This is a genomic window from Gemmatimonadaceae bacterium, from assembly GCA_019752115.1.
Taxonomy (GTDB): Bacteria; Gemmatimonadota; Gemmatimonadetes; order Gemmatimonadales; family Gemmatimonadaceae; genus Gemmatimonas.
In genome coordinates this window covers 31,022-47,901 of the sequence record JAIEMN010000031.1, presented here as the reverse complement: position 1 = coordinate 47,901, position 16,880 = coordinate 31,022, and the positions used below count along the sequence as shown (strand labels likewise).

General features: G+C 68.3%; 20 protein-coding genes. 15 read left to right on the top strand and 5 right to left on the bottom strand.

The window, feature by feature from the left end; genetic code table 11:
• The 6 genes from K2R93_15520 to K2R93_15495 all read left to right on the top strand — a co-directional run.
• A partial coding sequence (locus K2R93_15520) for a hypothetical protein (GenBank protein ID MBY0491251.1) occupies positions 1 to 534 on the top strand: 534 nt, incomplete at its 5' end.
• A gap of 80 nt (positions 535 to 614) precedes the next feature.
• Positions 615 to 929, top strand: coding sequence for a YbaB/EbfC family nucleoid-associated protein (locus K2R93_15515; protein ID MBY0491250.1), 315 nt, complete (start codon positions 615 to 617; stop codon positions 927 to 929).
• 13 nt (positions 930 to 942) lie between these two features.
• Positions 943 to 1,533 carry a recombination mediator RecR gene (gene recR, locus K2R93_15510; GenBank protein MBY0491249.1) on the top strand — a complete coding sequence of 197 codons (591 nt, stop codon included), beginning with the start codon at positions 943 to 945 and terminating at the stop codon, positions 1,531 to 1,533.
• A 460-nt stretch (positions 1,534 to 1,993) separates the two neighbouring features.
• Positions 1,994 to 2,482, top strand: a complete 489-nt coding sequence (locus K2R93_15505; protein MBY0491248.1) for a roadblock/LC7 domain-containing protein — start codon at positions 1,994 to 1,996, stop codon at positions 2,480 to 2,482.
• A gap of 12 nt (positions 2,483 to 2,494) precedes the next feature.
• Positions 2,495 to 3,172, top strand: coding sequence for a gliding-motility protein MglA (locus tag K2R93_15500; GenBank protein MBY0491247.1), 678 nt, complete (start codon positions 2,495 to 2,497; stop codon positions 3,170 to 3,172).
• A gap of 33 nt (positions 3,173 to 3,205) precedes the next feature.
• Positions 3,206 to 3,880 carry a CDP-alcohol phosphatidyltransferase family protein gene (locus tag K2R93_15495; protein MBY0491246.1) on the top strand — a complete coding sequence of 225 codons (675 nt, stop codon included), beginning with the start codon at positions 3,206 to 3,208 and terminating at the stop codon, positions 3,878 to 3,880.
• A 75-nt stretch (positions 3,881 to 3,955) separates the two neighbouring features.
• Here K2R93_15495 and K2R93_15490 read toward each other — a convergent pair whose 3' ends face one another.
• Positions 3,956 to 4,357: a GxxExxY protein gene (locus K2R93_15490; GenBank protein ID MBY0491245.1), complete on the bottom strand. Its 402-nt coding sequence runs from the start codon at positions 4,355 to 4,357 to the stop codon at positions 3,956 to 3,958.
• Between the two features lie 123 nt (positions 4,358 to 4,480).
• On the opposite strand from K2R93_15490, the gene K2R93_15485 reads away from it, so the two are divergent.
• The 7 genes from K2R93_15485 to K2R93_15455 all read left to right on the top strand — a co-directional run bounded on the left by K2R93_15485 (position 4,481) and on the right by K2R93_15455 (position 10,874).
• Positions 4,481 to 5,761, top strand: a complete 1,281-nt coding sequence (locus K2R93_15485) for a competence/damage-inducible protein A (GenBank protein MBY0491244.1) — start codon at positions 4,481 to 4,483, stop codon at positions 5,759 to 5,761.
• A gap of 78 nt (positions 5,762 to 5,839) precedes the next feature.
• Positions 5,840 to 6,391 carry a nucleotide exchange factor GrpE gene (locus K2R93_15480; GenBank protein MBY0491243.1) on the top strand — a complete coding sequence of 184 codons (552 nt, stop codon included), beginning with the start codon at positions 5,840 to 5,842 and terminating at the stop codon, positions 6,389 to 6,391.
• Positions 6,392 to 6,413: 22 nt separating this feature from the next.
• Positions 6,414 to 7,559: a J domain-containing protein gene (locus K2R93_15475; protein MBY0491242.1), complete on the top strand. Its 1,146-nt coding sequence runs from the start codon at positions 6,414 to 6,416 to the stop codon at positions 7,557 to 7,559.
• Positions 7,559 to 8,083 carry a hypothetical protein gene (locus K2R93_15470; protein MBY0491241.1) on the top strand — a complete coding sequence of 175 codons (525 nt, stop codon included), beginning with the start codon at positions 7,559 to 7,561 and terminating at the stop codon, positions 8,081 to 8,083. Before K2R93_15475 ends, K2R93_15470 begins: the two co-directional genes overlap by 1 nt.
• Positions 8,084 to 8,086: 3 nt before the next feature.
• The gene (locus K2R93_15465; protein MBY0491240.1) at positions 8,087 to 8,929 is read left to right on the top strand and encodes a helix-turn-helix domain-containing protein; all 843 of its coding nucleotides are present in this window, start codon (positions 8,087 to 8,089) and stop codon (positions 8,927 to 8,929) included.
• A gap of 211 nt (positions 8,930 to 9,140) precedes the next feature.
• Positions 9,141 to 9,560, top strand: coding sequence for a VOC family protein (locus K2R93_15460; GenBank protein MBY0491239.1), 420 nt, complete (start codon positions 9,141 to 9,143; stop codon positions 9,558 to 9,560).
• Positions 9,561 to 9,593: 33 nt separating this feature from the next.
• Complete coding sequence (locus tag K2R93_15455; protein MBY0491238.1) at positions 9,594 to 10,874, top strand: dicarboxylate/amino acid:cation symporter; 1,281 nt, start codon at positions 9,594 to 9,596, stop codon at positions 10,872 to 10,874.
• Here K2R93_15455 and mnmA read toward each other — a convergent pair.
• Positions 10,871 to 12,010: a tRNA 2-thiouridine(34) synthase MnmA gene (gene mnmA / locus K2R93_15450; GenBank protein MBY0491237.1), complete on the bottom strand. Its 1,140-nt coding sequence runs from the start codon at positions 12,008 to 12,010 to the stop codon at positions 10,871 to 10,873. The two genes, K2R93_15455 and mnmA, sit on opposite strands and share 4 nt — an antisense overlap.
• Positions 12,011 to 12,016: 6 nt before the next feature.
• Complete coding sequence (locus K2R93_15445; protein MBY0491236.1) at positions 12,017 to 13,213, bottom strand: cysteine desulfurase; 1,197 nt, start codon at positions 13,211 to 13,213, stop codon at positions 12,017 to 12,019.
• 28 nt (positions 13,214 to 13,241) lie between these two features.
• Between K2R93_15445 and K2R93_15440 the strand changes: the two genes are divergently transcribed.
• Together K2R93_15440 and K2R93_15435 are read left to right on the top strand one after the other, a co-directional pair.
• A complete protein-coding gene (locus tag K2R93_15440; protein MBY0491235.1) occupies positions 13,242 to 14,330 on the top strand; it encodes a hypothetical protein in 1,089 nt (362 codons plus the stop codon).
• A complete protein-coding gene (locus K2R93_15435) occupies positions 14,327 to 15,415 on the top strand; it encodes a hypothetical protein (protein ID MBY0491234.1) in 1,089 nt (362 codons plus the stop codon). The genes K2R93_15440 and K2R93_15435 overlap by 4 nt, the downstream gene beginning before the upstream one ends.
• On the opposite strand, the gene K2R93_15430 is transcribed toward K2R93_15435, so the two are convergent.
• Both K2R93_15430 and K2R93_15425 read right to left on the bottom strand, forming a co-directional pair.
• Positions 15,395 to 16,039 carry a cyclase family protein gene (locus K2R93_15430; protein ID MBY0491233.1) on the bottom strand — a complete coding sequence of 215 codons (645 nt, stop codon included), beginning with the start codon at positions 16,037 to 16,039 and terminating at the stop codon, positions 15,395 to 15,397. The genes K2R93_15435 and K2R93_15430 overlap by 21 nt on opposite strands.
• Positions 16,020 to 16,763, bottom strand: a complete 744-nt coding sequence (locus K2R93_15425) for a hypothetical protein (GenBank protein ID MBY0491232.1) — start codon at positions 16,761 to 16,763, stop codon at positions 16,020 to 16,022. Before K2R93_15425 ends, K2R93_15430 begins: the two co-directional genes overlap by 20 nt.
• Positions 16,764 to 16,880: the final 117 nt, after the last annotated feature.

The following is a 16,880-nucleotide window of genomic DNA, read 5'->3' as shown; positions in this document are numbered from 1 at the left end:
CCGGTGAGCTACGCCCCCCCGCCGCCCACGCCTCGGCCGGCGACGCAGCAGGTCGCCGCGGCCGCCGCGGCGGCGCAGACCGCGCCACCGCCACGTCGGATACCCAGCACGCCAGCCGAGCCCGCGCCGGCACCCGAACTCGGGCAGGTGCAGCAGCGCTGGAGTGCCGTAGCCGATGCGCTGCGCGCCAAGGGGCGCGGCATGGTGGCCGAAGCCGTGCAGCGGCTCAAGCCCCTCGCCGTGAACGGCACCGGCGCGCTCAGCATCGGGTATGAGCTGAGCGACGACACGTGGGCCACGATGGCCGAGAACGCCCGCGCCGACGTACTCGCCGCGCTGCGGCAGGTGCTCCCCGGCCTCACCACGTTCAATCTCACGTCACACGGCGTGGCCCCCGCCGCGCCGGCCGCGCCGCGGCCCACCAAGCGCCTCACCGCGCACGACGTGCAGCAGCAACGCACGGAACAGATGGCGAGCAAGGATCCATTACTGGAAGCCGCCGTGAAGGCGCTGGAGCTGGAGTTGTTGGACTAGGGCGAGTGGAAACTCACAACCCCAAACCTCAAACTCCAAACCCCAAACTGATCAGTTCACAACGAGGGCTGGACGACACGATGGACTTATTCAAGATGATGGGCCAAGTGAAGGACATGCAGGCCCGCATGCAGTCGATGCAGGAAGAGATGGGCAACCGCACGTTCTCCGCACTTGCCGGCGGCGGCATGGTCGTCGCCGAAGTGGATGGGAAGATGCAGCTCAAGCGCATCAAGCTCGAACCGTCGGTCGTGAATGCGAACGACATCGAGATGCTCGAAGATCTGATCGTGGTCGCGGTGGCCGAAGCGCAGAAGAAGGCGGCCGAAGCGATGCAGATGGAGCTGCAGAAGGTCACCGGCGGCATCGATCTGCCGTTCAAGCTGCCGTTCTGAGTTTTCGGCGCACGTGTCGGCCATCGACGATCTCACCAGCGAGCTGGCGCGTCTCCCCGGGATCGGGCGGAAGACGGCGCTGCGGCTGACCTATCATCTCCTCCGGCAACCGGCCGGGCAGAGCCGGCGGCTGGCGGAGGCGCTGGTGCAGCTTACCGAGCGCGTGCGCCCCTGCGACCGCTGCCACAACCTCACCGAAGCCCCGCTGTGCGCGCTGTGCGCTGACCCCCGGCGTGATGCCGCCATCATCTGCGTGGTGGAGGAGGCCAGCGATATCGCCTCCATCGAGCGGGCCGGCGAATATCGCGGGCTCTACCACGTCCTTGGGGGGCGCCTGTCGCCGCTGGATGGCGTGGGGCCCGACGATCTCACCATCGGGGGGCTCCTGTCCCGGATCGGCCCCGAGGGGGTGCAGGAGGTCATCCTGGCCACCAATCCCTCGCTCGAGGGGGAGGCGACGGCGCTGTATGTACAGCGACAGCTCGTCTCGCATGGGGTACGGGTCACCCGCATCGCGCGCGGCCTGCCGGTCGGTGGGGACCTCGAGTATGCCGACGGGGTTACGATCGCCCAGGCGCTCGCCGCACGGCGGGATATGCCGTAACCGACCGGCCGGGCCGACCCACCCGGGGTCCGCCGGCCGGGCCGGCAGACCGTGAAGGGAGGGGGCAGGGCATGCGGCGCGTGATTCGGCAGTCCGGGGGGCTTTCAGACCGCAGCTGGCTGGGATTGGGGCTGCTCGTGGGGGTCGCCGCCGGCATGGTGGCGTGGAGCGCCCAGCAGCGCCGTCACCGTCGTGCCCTCTTTCATTCCGAACCCCTCCGGCGGCTGGCCGCGCTCGGTTACCTTCGGGCGCATCCAAGCGTTGATAGTGCGCGGCTCCTGCGGGACTATCTGGCCTGGGAACCTCACCCGTTGCTACGCCGGCGGGCTCGAGGGGTTCTGCGCCGGACGGAACGGTTGTTACGTTCGTAGCGTCGCCCGTTGTCCCTCCGCCATGCCGGCCGCGTGACGAGTGTCGCGTATCGCCGGCGGGGGAGCCCGAGCCCTTCGCCCATCCGTTCATGCCCATTGGCGCTGCCACCTGGTCGTTCACCGAGGATGACTTCGGGGCCATTACGATCACCCTGCAGCGGTTTCTGTACGACGCCAAGGCGCGCTGTGCGCTGCTCGTCGATCGCAGTGGGCAGCTCGTGGCCACCGTCGGCGAGCCGCCGCACTTCGATGCGACGGCGTTCGCCACGCTCACGGCGGCCGACTTCAGCGCGAATGATCAGCTCGCGCGCCTGATCGGCGAGAGCGACTTCAACGTGCTGTTTCACCAGGGTGAACGCGAATCGATGTACCTGGCCGACATCGCGCGCCGGGTCATCCTCGTGGTGCTGTTCGACAACCGCACCACGCTCGGGCTCGTGCGACTGCGCATGAAGTCCGCCGTGGACGAGCTCTCGAAGATTTTCGAGGCCGTCTTCGCGCGGGGCGAAAGCGCGTCGTCGACGCCGCCCGGATTCCTCGCCGGTGCCGAGGACGAGATCGACCGGCTCTTTCAGTAAGGACGCGCGCGCATGTCGATGATCAATTACGCGTCCCGCGAAATCAACTGCAAAATCGTGTTCTACGGCCCCGGGCTCGGCGGCAAGACCACGAACTTGGAGTACGTGTACGGCAAGGTCTCGCCGTCCACGCGCGGGAAGCTCATTTCCCTGGCCACCGAAACCGAGCGCACGCTCTTTTTCGATTTCCTCCCGGTGGACCTGGGCACGATCCGCGGCTTCCGCACGCGGTTCCACCTCTACACGGTGCCCGGTCAGGTGTACTACAACGCCAGCCGGAAGCTCATCCTGAAGGGCGTGGACGGGGTGGTGTTCGTCGCCGACTCGCAGGTCGAGCGAGCCGAGGCCAACCTCGAGTCGATGCAGAACCTGTATGACAACATGGCGGCGTACGGCTACGACCTGACGCGCATGCCCTTCGTCATCCAGTACAACAAGCGCGACCTGCCGAATTCCGCCTCGCTGGCCGAATTGCAGTCGATGCTCAATCCGGGATGGGAAGTCACCGACCCCACGCGGATGCGACCGCTGGCGGATCCCTTCCGTCCGGGTGAGTTTTTAGTGAGCCAGCTCCCCACCGGCGAGTGGGTGGAACGGGTGCCGTACTTCGAGGCGGTGGCCGTGACCGGTGATGGCGTCTTCGATACGTTGAAGGCGGTGTCCAAGCTGGTGCTCAAGACGCTCGCCTAGCCCCGGCTTCGCCGCTCGCCCCAAGGACCCTGCGTGAACCTGCCGAACGCAATCACTGTTGGCCGCATTGCCCTGACGCCGCTGATTGCGTGGCTGCCGTTCACGACCACGTGGAGCGCACGCCTCATCGCGTTCATGCTCTTCGTGATCGCCGCCGTCACCGACTACTGGGACGGCCACCTGGCGCGTGAGCGCAATCTGGTGACCGACCTCGGCCGGTTGCTCGATCCCCTCGCCGACAAGCTGCTCCTGCTGGCGACGCTGGTGCCGATGTACATCCTGCAGAAGCACTACGCGCTGCTCGTCCCGGATGGCGCGACGCCGTCGCCGTCGCCGTTCCTCTTCGCGACGCCGTTCGGCAAGGTCTCGCTCCCGCTCTGGATCGTGATCGTCGTGCTCGGCCGCGAGGCCTTCATGACGATCTTCCGTCAGGTCGCCGCCCGCCGCGGCCTCGTCATCGCCGCCATCGGCCCGGCCAAGTGGAAGACGGCCTTCCAGAGCGTCTGGCTCGGCGCAGCGTATTTCTGGTTCTTCGCGATCACCTTCGCCACCCACCGCGGCTGGCTCGACGACTCCGCCTGGCGCGCCTTCGCCCTCTTCAACGGCTTCGTCGGCGTCGCGTCGATGATCGGTGCCGTGGCGCTCACGGTGTATTCGCTGTGGCTCTACCTGCGCCGCTACGGCCGCCAGGTGGTGCGGCTGGCCTGACTGAGGTCGGCTCGCCGGTAGGTTGGGCAGTGCCTGCCCTGCGGAGGGGCGGAGCGTGAGAGCAGCGGAGGCCTTTCAACGGGGGATGAAGCGGGTAGTGGTGACCCGCGTAATCCCGTCGATCATCCTCGGCATGCCGAAGTTGACGACAAGCCCGATCGGCAGTTGCATGACTCTCAGATACGTCAGGAGCTGGCGCGCGTGCACCGGCGACGACCGGTCGGTAGCCTTGATCTCTACGACAACCACGTCGTCGACAAGTAGGTCCAGACGGAAGGCATGCGCGATCTCACGCCCTCGGTAGCGAAGCGGAACTTCGACCTGTCGGGCGACCCGGTGCCCGCGAGCAATCAGCTCGTCCGAGAGCAGCACTTCGTATACTGATTCAAAGAGCCCCGGCCCCAAGTCACGGTGAATCGCGATGCTCGCGTCCACGACGTCGCCGGTGATAGCCTCGTGAAGAGGGATAAGTGCCATCGCTGACCAATACGAGCTTTCGTCACCGAGGCGTCATCGCGCCGCAGGCCCTCCGCTGCCCCACCCCTCCGCTCCTCCGCAGGGCAGGCCCAGTGTGATGCGGCCATGCGCTAGATTCAGAGCATGAACCTCGAAATCGTCACCATCGGCGACGAGCTCCTGCTCGGCTTCACCATCGATACCAACGCCGCGCATCTCGCGCGGGAATTCGCGGCGCTTGGCGTGCGCATCGTGCGACGCACCACCTGCGGCGATGAGGCGACGTCCATTCGCGACGCGGTGCAGCAGGCACTGGAGCGGACCGGTGCCGTCATTACCACTGGCGGTCTTGGCCCCACCGCCGATGACATGACGAAGCCGGCGATCGCCAGCATCTTCGGCAAGGGCATGGTGATGGACGAGCAGATCCTCACCAATCTCCAGGAGCGCTGGCGCAAGCGCTTCAATACCGAGATCCCCGAGAGCAACAAGCAGCAGGCGATGGTCCCCGAGGGCGCGATCATTCTGCCTAATCGGCACGGCTCCGCGCCCGGCATCTATCTCGAAGATGCGCAGCAGCGGTGGGTGGCGATGCTGCCGGGGGTGCCGCGTGAAATGCGCGGGATGCTCGGTGATACGCTGATTCCGTTTCTGCGTGATCGCATGGCCACCGATGGGCCGGTCATTCGTTCGCTCACGTTGCGCACCGCGAACATCGCGGAATCCGCCGTGGCCGATCGGCTCGGCGAACTCGCGCGCGGCATCAACGGACTGTCGCTCGCGTATCTGCCGGGCAATGACGGTGTCGATCTGCGACTCACCAGTTGGAGCCTGCCCGCGCGTGAGGCCGAGAAGGCACTGCGTGACGCGGCCAATCAGCTGCGTGAGAAGGTCGGCACGTTCGTCTACGGCGAGAACGCCGACGATCTCGCGGCGCTGATGCTCCTCGAGTGTCGCGCGCGCAGCGCCACCATCGCGGTGGCCGAGAGCTGCACGGGCGGGATGCTTGGCGAGCGACTCACCGCGATCCCCGGATCGAGTGCCGTGATGCTCGGCGGGATCATCGCCTACGCCAACGAGGTCAAGACACGCGAGCTGGGGGTCCCGGCCGAGGTGATTGCTGCCGAAGGCGCGGTCAGCGAGCCCGTCGCGCGGGCCATGGCCACCGGCGTGCGCCTCCGCTTTGGCAGCACCGTGGGCATCGGCATCACCGGAATCGCCGGCCCCGACGGCGGCACCCCCGAGAAGCCCGTCGGCACCGTGTGGGTGGCCGTGGACGTGGCTGGCGAGGTCCATGCGGTACGGGCCGTGCTCCCCGGCGATCGGAACGAGATCCGCTACCGGGCGGCCCAGCTGGGGCTCGACCGCCTCCGACGCGCCTTCGAACGCGATCCCGACGCCACCGGCTGGACCTCCCGGGGCTGAGCTCCGCCCCCGCCATGCCTTGAGCCGGCCCCGGTTAGTCCCGAACTTTCCGGCTCGACCTCACGTACGCTCTGCCATATGACTGATCCCACGACCAGCGAACCGCTCGACCCGACCAGCGCGGTCGATGCCCCCGAGACCCAGGCCCAGCCGCAGGCTGACGGCGCCGCCCCCGACAGCGGGCTGGCCGCCGAGCTCGAGGCGTCCAAGGACAAGTACCTCCGCCTGGCGGCCGAATTCGAGAACTTCCGCCGCCGCGCCACCAAGGAGCGACAGGAAGCCGGCTGGCGGGCGCAGGGGGACCTCGTGCGCGGCCTCCTCGATGCGCTCGATGACATCACCCGCTTCGCCCACGTCGATCCCACCACGGTCGATGCCAAGACCGTCGTGGATGGGGTGGCGATGGTGGAGAAGAAGCTCTTCAAGTCGCTCGCGGGGCACGGCTTCGAAGTCGTCGACCCGACCGGGCATCCCTTCAATCCGAACCTGCACGAAGCGGTCACCACGGCGCCGGCGGAAAGCGCCGAACAGGATGGTGTCGTGGCCGTCTGCTTCCAGGCGGGGTATGTGATCAATGGCCACGTGCTGCGTCCTGCGCGCGTGGTCGTGAAGCAGTTCACAGGCAACTGAGCGAGCAGGGCCACCCCTCATCATGGCCAACGGCACCGATTTCTACGCGGTCCTCGGGGTCTCGTCGTCGGCGACGGCCGACGAGATCAAGAAGCAGTATCGCCGTCTGGCGAAGCAGTACCATCCCGACGCGAACCAGAACGATCCCAAGGCCGCCGAACGCTTCAAGGAGATCTCCGAGGCGTACAACGTCCTCGGCGACGCCGAGAAGCGAAAGCAGTACGACGACATGCGTCGCCTCGGCGCCTTCGGTGGCGTCGGCGGCTTTGGTGGCGCGCGCGCGTCGCGCCCCGGCGCCAGCACGCGCCCGGGACCGGGGCAGGCGGGCGCCGGCACCTTCACCGATTTCGACATCGGTGGCATCGGCGGGCTGGGCGATCTCTTCTCCTCGATGTTCGGCGGCGCGGCCGGCGGTGCCGGCGCGCGGGCGCGACAGAAGGGGCCGGAGAAGGGACAGTCGGTTGAACAGACCGTCGAAGTCCCGTTCCGCATCGCCGCGACGGGCGGCAAGGTGCCGGTCGAGATCGATGTGAACGAAGAGTGCGGGATGTGCCGGGGCACCGGCGCGGCCCCGGGCGCCCAGGTCAAGCCGTGCGGCGAGTGTGCGGGCCGCGGGGTGATCTCGTTCGGGCAGGGGAGCTTTGCCGTCAATCGCCCGTGCCCGGTGTGCATGGGGCGCGGGAGCGTCCCCTCGGAACGGTGCCCCACCTGCCGTGGGACCGGTGAGGCCCGCGCCCGCCGGACGGTCCTGATCACGGTGCCCGCCGGCGCCGAAACGGGAACCAAGGTTCGGCTGCGGGGTCAGGGAGGCAAGGGCGCTGCCGGTGGACAGCCCGGCGATCTGATCATCACCTTTGCCGTACAGCCCGACCGCTTCTACAAGCGCGACGGCCTCGATCTCATCGCCACGGTGCCGATCAACATCGCGCAGGCCACGCTGGGATCCCGCATCAGCGTGAAGACGCTCGATGGCAAGAAGGTCGCGTTGCGCATTCCGCCGGGCACGAGTGCCGGCAAGCGGTTCAAGGTCGCAGGGCAGGGCATCGAGAAAGACGGCAGCAAGGGCGATCTCCTCGTGGAGATCACCATCACCGTTCCGGAGACGCTCAGCGAAGCGCAGGAGAAGGCGATGCGGGATTTCGCGGAAGCGAGCGGGTTGAAGTACTGATGGCGCACGCGCGTACGTTCGCGGCCGCGTTCGGTATGGCCTTGAGTGTCTCGAGCCAGGCGCTCGGGGCGCAGGTCCTGCCGCGTCGGGCGGCGAGCGACAGCGCGCGCACTCCCACCGTGACGTGGGAGTTCGATCAGTGCATGGGCGGGCTCACGTATGGGGCGCCGCTCAAGTGGGCGCTCGCCTACGGCATGGGGTACGTGCGCGAGTCCGCCACGAGTGACTGGTGCATTCTGGGCGCGGCCAAGGTCGGGCTGGGCGGTGCCGGCTTCAACGTGGGCGTGGCGAATTCACTGGGCCACTTCGGCAGCGGGGCCTCGCTCACCGCGGGCGTCCTGCGCACCTTCGACGATCCGCTCAAGGCGAGCGCGAAGCGCACGTACGTGGGTGGCTCGCTCCATGTGTGGCCCATCCTTGGCCTCGGTGGGGAACTGGGGTTGTACACACGGGTCGGTGCCGATCCGGTGGGGCTCAAGAGCAGCCGCCGCATCATCACCTGGTCCACCGGCTTCGGGTTCTAGTCCGTGGCGGTCCACCGGCAGCAGTGGGATGGCGGCTGGTGGGAGGTGGAGCAGGCACTCCCCGACGCGCGTCTGCGCGAGCATGTCGTGGGCGCGTATGTCGCGTGGCGCGAGCAGAGCGTCGCCCCCACCGTGCGCCGAGAATGCGCGGCCGCGATCGTGCCGCTCATCGTGAACTTCGACGCCGCGTACACCATCGCCTCCCCCGCGCACCCGACGGCGCAGCGCGCGTCGTTCACGGCGGGCGTCTACGACACGTGGGTGGACGTCACCGGCGCCACGAGCGCCGACGCGGTCCAGGTGAATCTCACGCCGCTCGCGGCGCAACGCGTGCTGGGCATCCCGATGGCGCGGCTCGCCAACCAATCGTGCGGGATCGACGACGCGCTCGGCGCGAGCGGACGGGCGTTCACCGAGCATCTGGGCAACGCCGCCACCTTCGCCGAACGCGTGCGCCTGATCGACGCCTTTCTCCTCGCGCGTCTCGCACGCACGCCGGTCACCGCGCGCGCGGTGCAGCAGGCGTATCGCACGCTGGTCGAGACGCGTGGCCAGGTCCGTATCGAGCAGCTGCAGCACGACACCGGCTGGAGCGCCGCGCGGCTCGGGGCCGCCATGCGCGAGGCCACCGGATTCACCCCCAAGCGATTGGCGGGCATTCTGCGCTTCGAGCACGCCGTGCAATTGGCACGACGTCCGGGCGCGCCGTCGTGGAGCCACATCGCAGCGGCGTGTGGGTATGCCGATCATGCGCATCTCACCCGCGCGTTCCACCGCTATGCCGGTGAGGCGCCGTCAACGTGGGCGCGGCGGGTGTCGATCGCGTTGCCGAACGCCGAGCGATAGCGCGTGAGCGGATCAGCCGGGCCTGACCTGCGGAGGGGCGGCGAAGCGGAGGGGCGGGGACGTGGCATCGATACCTGACGCCTCCGTTGCACCGGAACTCCGTAGCTCCGCAGGGCAGGCCCATCGATGTATCCGACGAAAAAACGTTCAAGTCGGGTGACCATCTAGCGACTACCCTCCGAGGAACACCACCGTCACGAGAGGAGCCCGCATGCTGCACGCCTACAAGTGTTATCCCTGTCTGTCGTACCGCGACGCCGACGCCGCCATTGCGTTTCTCGGGCGGGCGTTCGGCTTCACCGAGCACGTGGTCTATCGGGACGAGCACGGCATCCCGCAGCATGTCGAGCTCGCGCTCGGCAGCGAGATCCTGATGCTCGGGAACAGCAAGCCCGAACTCGGCTGGGTGAGCCCGCTGGACCTGCCGGCGCGCAATGCGACGCTCTGCTACGGCGTCACTGGGGACATCGACGCCGCGTTCGAGCGGGCGGTGGCGGCCGGGGCGACGGTGGTCCGCGCGCCCTACGACACCAGCTACGGCGCCCGTGAGTGGAGTGTGCGCGATCCCGAGGGGCACGAGTGGCATTTCGGGAGCTACCGGCCGACCGTCGAGGGCGAGGCCGCCAAGTAGCGACCGGCCGTGCGGCGGCGTAGCTTCGCCGCCATGTCGCAACCCGCCCCGGGCGCCGTGCGCGCCGCCGTCAGATCCCAGGGAGTCCAGGTGTCGATGGGGCTGGTCGCCGGCCTCGCCATCGGTATGGCGCTGTCGCGCGATACCGATCCTTCGGCGGCGGTGAAGTCGGTGGTCGCCGTGCTCGACACCATCGGCACAGCGTGGATCAACGCCGTGCGGATGACGGTCATTCCACTGGTGGTGCCGCTGCTCATCGTGGGCGTCGCCGGTGGTGACGACGCGCGGACCACCGGGCGCGTCGGCGCGCGCGCCTTTGCCTGGATGCTTGGCATGTTGGTCGCGTGCGCCATCTTTTCGGCGCTCGCGGCCAAACTGTGGTGGGGCGGTTTCACCGTGGACCCGGCGGCGTCCGAGCGGCTCAGGGCGAGTGCGCACATCGATGTCCCCGCCGGCGACGCGCTCTCGGCGCGCACGTGGTTCCTGTCGCTCATTCCGCTCAATCCCGTGAAGGCCGCCGCCGACGGGACGCTGCTGCCGGTGGTGCTCTTCACGCTGCTGTATGCGTTCGCCCTGTCGCGCGTCAACGCCGAGCCCAAGAAGGCGCAGCTGGCGTTCTTTCGTGGCATGGCCGACACCATGCTCATCGTGGTGCGCTGGCTGCTCGCACTCGCCGGCATCGGCATCTTCTGCCTCGCGCTGGTGCTCGGCGAAAAGCTCGGCACCGCGGCGCTCGGCGCGATCGGCTTCTACTTCCTGACGCTGATCACGCTGCTCGTGGTACCGGTGATCGCGTGCTACGGTGTGATCGCGGTGACGCGGCGGGTGCCACTCGCACGCTTCGCTCGCGCGGCGCTGCCGGCACAAATGGTGGGGGTGGGTTCGCGCAGCTCGCTCGCCGCCCTGCCGGCCATGGTGAAGGGAGCGACTGATGTACTCAAGCTGCCCGCCACGGCCACCGGCTTTGTCCTGCCGCTGTGCGCGTCGGTGTTCAAGCTGAACAGCGGGATCTACTGGGCGGTGGGCGCGTACTTCACGTCCAAGTTGTACGGGCTGCCGCTCAGTGAAGGGCAGTTGGCCATCGTGGCGCTCGCGGGCGTGGTGCTGAGCTTCAGCACGCCCGGTATTCCGAGTGGCGGCCAGCTGTTGCAGGTGCCGGTGTACACGGCCATCGGGCTGCCGGTGGAAGCGGTCGGCATCATGATCGCACTCGATACGCTCCCCGACATGTTCAAGACACTCTTGAACGTCACGAGCGATATGGTGGTGGCGGTGATGACCTCGCCACCGGCCGAACAGCCAGGCGCCGCTTAAGCCGCCAGAATCGGCAGGCGCCGACCCGGCTTCTCGCGCATCCCGCGCTCGATCACCCCGCCGCCGAGGACCACCGGACCGTCGTAGAGCACGAGGCTCTGCCCGGGCGAGATGGCCTGGATCGGCTCCTCGAGCGCGAGCTCCACATGGGCGTCGTCGATGGCCACGATGGTGGCCGGTGACGGCTTCGCACGATTGCGCACCTGCACGCGCACGGCGTCGCCAACCTTGGGGCGCTCGTAGAGCCAGTTCAGTTCGCGCGCCTCAAGCCCACGTCCCAGCAGCGCGTCACGCGGGCCGATGACCACGGCGCGCTCCTCGGGGTGAATGGCCACGACGAACATCGGCGCAGCAAAGCCGCCGGGCAGCCCCTTCCGCTGACCGATCGTGAAGCGGGCAAAGCCCTCGTGCTCGCCGATCACGTCGCCGTTCTCGAGACGAATCGGCCCGCGCTGCAGCGCCGGCGCGTCGGCACCGAGCTGTTCGGCAATCACGCGCACATGATCGCCATCGGGCACGAAGCAGATGTCCTGGCTTTCGATCTTCTCGGCGGTCCGCAGCCCGAACCGGCGCGCGATCTCGCGCGTCTCGGCCTTGGTCTGCGTGCCGATGGGGAGCACGAGCCGGTCGAGGACGTGGCGGTCGATGCCCCAGAGGAAGTAGCTCTGGTCCTTGCTGTCATCTTCGCCGCGCAACAGGACCGCCTGACCATCCGCGCGCGCGATGCGCGCGTAGTGACCGGTGGCCATGTACGGCGCGTCGATCGCATCGGCCTTGGCGAGCAGGTCGCGAAACTTCGTGAACGTGTTGCAGCGCACGCAGGGAATGGGCGTGCGGCCGCGGGCGTACTCGTTCACGAAGTCGGCGAGCACGTCGTGGCCAAAGTGGTCCACCAGATTGGTCACGTAGTGCGGAATGCCGAGCTTCTCGCAGACGCGACGCGCGTCGCTGGTGGCATCGAGCGAGCAGCAGGGGCGGTCGGGCACCTCGGCGCCATCGCCGTGCAGCTTCATGGTGACGCCGACCACCTCGCAGCCGTGCTCCACCAGCAGGGCAGCGGCGACGGAGGAGTCCACACCGCCGCTCATGGCCACGAGCACGCGCGCCCCCTTGGGGGGCATCAGGGTCGCGGCCATGCGGTGCTAGAACTCCACCGTCTCGAAGACCGGCGCCGCCTTGGGGGCCCGCGCCTTCTCGGCGAGCATCGCGAGTGTGTCCACGATACGTGGCAGTTCGGCCTCGGTGCTGAGCGCGCCGAACGACAGGCGCAGCGCCGCATTGGCGAGTTCGTCGGAGACGCCCATGGCCGACAGCACATGCGACGCCGACACACTGCCGCTCTGACACGCCGAGCCCGCGCTGCAGGCAATGCCGCGCAGGTCGAGCGCCATGAGCATCGATTCGCTGTTGGTGCCCGGAATCGACACGTTCGACACATGCGGGGCGCGCGCGACACCGCTCGCGTGGAAGACCGCATCGGGCACCCGCGCGCGCAGCATCGCCTCGAACGAGTCGCGCAGCTGCGACAGGCGCGCGTGCTCAGCGGCGTGCTCGGCGAGCGTCAGCTCACACGCGGTGGCGAGCCCCACCGCAAACGCCACGTTCTCGGTGCCCGGGCGACGACCGCGATCCTGCGAGCCACCATGGAACATCGGCTCGAGCGGCGTGTTGCGGCGGATGTAGAGCGCGCCAATGCCCTTCGGCGCCCCGAGCTTGTGGCCGGAAATGGTCGCGAGGTCGAAGGGCACGGCGCGCGCGTCCACGTTCACCTTGCCGAACGCCTGCACCGCATCGGTGTGGAACACGGCGCCAGCGGCCTTGGCCTGCGCGGCGAGCGCGGGGACGTCCTGCACCACGCCGACTTCGTTGTTCACCCACATGATGCTGGCGATCGCCACCCGGTGGTCGAGCAGTGCGGCATAGTGCGCCGCGTCCACCAGCCCGTTGGCATCGACGCGCACGAGTCGCTCTTCGCCGCCTTCATGCGCCGCCTGATGCACCGCGGCGAGCACCGCCTTGTGCTCGATGGGCGTCGTGATGGCTGCCGTGCGGCCAGTCGCGCGCAGCGTGCGACAGACGCCAAGAACGGCAAAGTTGTCGCCCTCGGTGCCTCCCGAGGTAAAGCAGATCTCGTCGGCGTTCGCGCCCAGGCAGGCCGCCACGCGTTCGCGGGCTTCGTCGAGCGCCACCCGGGCATCCCGCCCCCAGCGGTGCACACTGCTAGGGTTGCCGAACCGGGCGCCAAAGAAGGGCGTCATGGCCGCCAGCACCTCGTCCCGGATGGGCGTGGTGGCGGCGTGATCGAGGTAGATGGGCTGGGGCGCGGCCGTGGTGGTCATCCCTTAAAATTAGCGAAGACCCCCGCTCATGTTCACCACCTGCATCCATTGCACGGCGCCCCTCGGCGCCAATGAAGCCTTCGAAACGTTCCCGGTGGGGTCCCGCCTGGCGTTTGACGGCCGCCTGGGGCGCCTGTGGGTGATTTGCCGGGCCTGTGACCGCTGGAACCTCTCCCCGCTCGACGAGCGCTGGGAGGCCATCGAAGCCATGGAACGGCGGTTCCGGGATACCCGCCTGCGGGTCAGCACCGATAACGTGGGCCTGGCGCGCCTCAAGGAGGGGGTGGACCTCATCCGGATCGGCGAGCCGCAACGCCCCGAGATGGCGGCGTGGCGGTACGGCGACCAGTTCGGGCGGCGCCGGAAACGGCAGATGCTGGTGACCGGAGCCGTGGTGGGCAGCGCCGCCGCCATTCTGGGCGGCATGGTGGCGATCGGGGTGCAGATCGGGTCGTTCGCGGGCGTGTACTCGAACGGGATGATCTGGGACTCGCTCATCAACGGGCGCCCCGGCAAGTCCATCGGGCACGTTCGGCTCCCTGACGGCAAGCTCGTCGACGTGCAGCGCCGCCACGCGCGCATGAGCACCCTGGTGCGTTCGGCGCCGGAGGGGCCGCTGCAGCTGCGCCTCGAACATGTCGATGGTTCGACGTTGGTGACCGGCGAGGAGGCGATGCGTATCGCCGCGCGCATCATGCCCACGGTGAATCGCTTTGGTGGCTCGCGCGAGAAGGTGCAGGACGCCGTGGGGCTGTTGGAGGAAGCGGGTGACCCGTATCAGGTGCTCTGGAAGGTGCAGCAGCGCCACGGCTGGGTGTCGGGCGACGAGATCTGGGGACACGGCAGCGGTTGGGGCAACAACAAGCGCTCGGTGGTGAAGAAGCTCCGCGGCTCGCTGCATACGCTCGACGTGCGCGAACGCCTCGCCATCGAGATGGCACTGCACGAAGAACAGGAGCGGCGCGCGATGGAGGGCGAGCTCGCCTCGCTCGAAGCGGCGTGGCGTGAAGCCGAGGAGATCGCCAAGATCGCCGACAACCTGTTCACGCCGGCGCAGATCGAATCACGATTGAGCGAACTGCGCATCGGTGCCGGCGATCGCGAGGCGCGCGGGTGAGCGATGTCGTCATGTATCGCTCGTGCATTCACTGCCGAGCCAAGCTCCCTGGGAACGAGGCGTTGGAAGCGCTGCCCATCGGTCGGCGCGTCGCGTTCGACGCCAAGCGCGGTCGCCTGTGGGTCGTGTGCCGGGACTGTGAGCGTTGGAATCTCACGCCGTTCGATGCCCGATGGGAGGCGATCGAACAGGCCGAGCGACTCTTTCGCGACACGCGCGTGCGGGCCAGTACAGATCAGATCGGCCTCGCGCGTTTGCGTGACGGCACTGAGTTGGTGCGCATTGGGGAACCGCTCCGTCCGGAGTTTGCCGCGTGGCGCTATGGCGATCAGTTCGGACGGCGACGCACCAAGACGATCCTGACCGGCGCTGGGATCGCGGTGGGAGCAGGGGCCGCGATCGCCGGTGGTGCCGCGCTGGGAGCGGGGGTGAGCCTGGTGATGCCGATCATCCACATGGTCAACATGATCACGATCCTGAACAATGTCGGGCGCCCGGGCCACGAGCGGCCGCTCCCCGATGGCGGGCGGTTCATTCCCTTCGGTCAGCCGCGGCTCATCGAGTCGGGGAGCGGCCGCTGGGGGATCGAGATCGGCTACGCCATGAAGCGCGCCGCGGGTGACGCGCGGGGGCCCGTGCGCTGGTCGGTCTTCGGCGAAGGGAAGAACCAGCAAGGCGTGCTGCAGCTGTACGAGCGGGACGCGCTGCCCGTGCTTCGGGAGTATCTGCCGCGCATCAACCGCGCCGGCGCCTCACCGGCGCGCGTCAGCGAAGCGGTGCAGATGCTGGAGCAGGTGCGCACGGTCGAAGACTTTCCCCGCTGGGCCACGAGCATGCGTCGCACCTGGTCCGCGCAAGCGACGTGGGGCGACATGGGCGACATCAACTTCATTCCGGCACCGGCGCGACTGGCGCTGGAAATGGCGCTGCATGAAGATGCCGAACGTCGGGCGCTTGAGGGGGAACTGGCCGAATTGGAGCGCGCGTGGGCCGAAGCCGAGGGCATCGCCGCCATCGCCGATACCCTGGCGATTCCGCCGGCGATCGACGCGAAGGTCGCCGCGCTACGCGAGCGGGCGGAGTAACGCTCGCACCGGCGCCGCGTCGGCGCCGTGCACCGCGAGCGGCGGCGCGATGAGTTCGTAGCGCCCGACCGGTACGCCGCGCAGATCGAGATTCTCGAGGACGAACGCACCGGCCCCCAGCAGCGCATGATGCACCTCGAGCGTCTTGCTGTGCCGTCGGTCTACGCTGGGCGCATCCACGCCCCACAGGCACACGCCGTGCGCCACGAGCCAACTGGCCGCGTCGGGCGTGAGACACGGCCAATCGTCGGGGAAGGCGCCGTGGGCGATGGTGTGCCCGGTGCGCAGGAGCACGCGAGGCACCGGCGTCTCACCGACGAGCGACGCGATCGTGCTCACGTCGAGATCCGCGTGGATGTTGTGCGACACCGGGACCTCAATCACGACGCACGGCCCCACAAAGGCGCGCACATCCAAGGCCTCCGACGCCCCCCAGGCGCTCTCCACGTGCAGCGGCGCATCGGCGTGCGTCCCCACGTGCAGACTGGTGGTCACGGCCGCGAGATTGACACTCTCGCCGCCCTCACGCCGCAGCGTCCACCCACACGAGAACGGCTGATCCCCCGGCCACTCCGGGGTTGCCGCGCTCAGCGGAATCGAGATGTCACGCAGAGGGCTTGCCATAGAACTTCGTGCGGACGGCCCAGAGCTCGGGGAAGAACTTCTGCGAGACCGTGCGCGACAGGTACTTCGCGCCAAGCGTGCCCCCGGTGCCCCCGGTGCCGATGCCGATGATGCGCTCGACCAGCTGCACGTGGCCAAAACGCCACCGCGCGAAGCGCTGCTCGAACTCCAGCAGCCCCTCGACCAACAGGAAGAGCGGGGTGGGGCTGGGCCCGAGATAGAGATCCTCGAGCTGCACCCCTTCGTGTGCGATGAGCGCCAGTACGAGCGACTGCAGCGTGGGGCGCGCCAATGCGGCCACGACTTCGGGCGGCGGATCGCCATGATCGCTGATCGCCTGCATGAAGTGCGGATCGCGCAGCCCCGCCGTGGCCTCGATGGCCCGGAACTGATTGCTCTGCGAGCCGCTGCTCGAGCCGAGATAGCCACGAAACTGCGCGAACCGCTGCGGTGGCAGCGTATCGAGCGACGAGAGCTGCTGCGCCACGATCTCGGTGAGCACGTTCACCCGCTGCACCGCCAGCAGCGCGCGCATGGTATCGAACCCCTCCAGCGCGGTGATGAGCGTGTCCATCTCATGGCGCAGCACCTTGAACCACAGCTCGCTCGCCTGATGCACCACGATGAACAGCAGCTCGTCCGGATGCTCCGGGCTCGACTGCGGCGTCTGCAGCGCCAGCAGTTCGTTGAGACGGAGATAGGAACCGTAGTCGATGTCGGTCATGGCGACGAAGTTACGGGTGGGGGCGCTGGATGGCTATGAACCGCGGATACTACGGAAGCCCGCACGGCGGAAGCTGGACTGCGGGAGCTGGACATCGGGTAACCGCGGTTCTCGTTG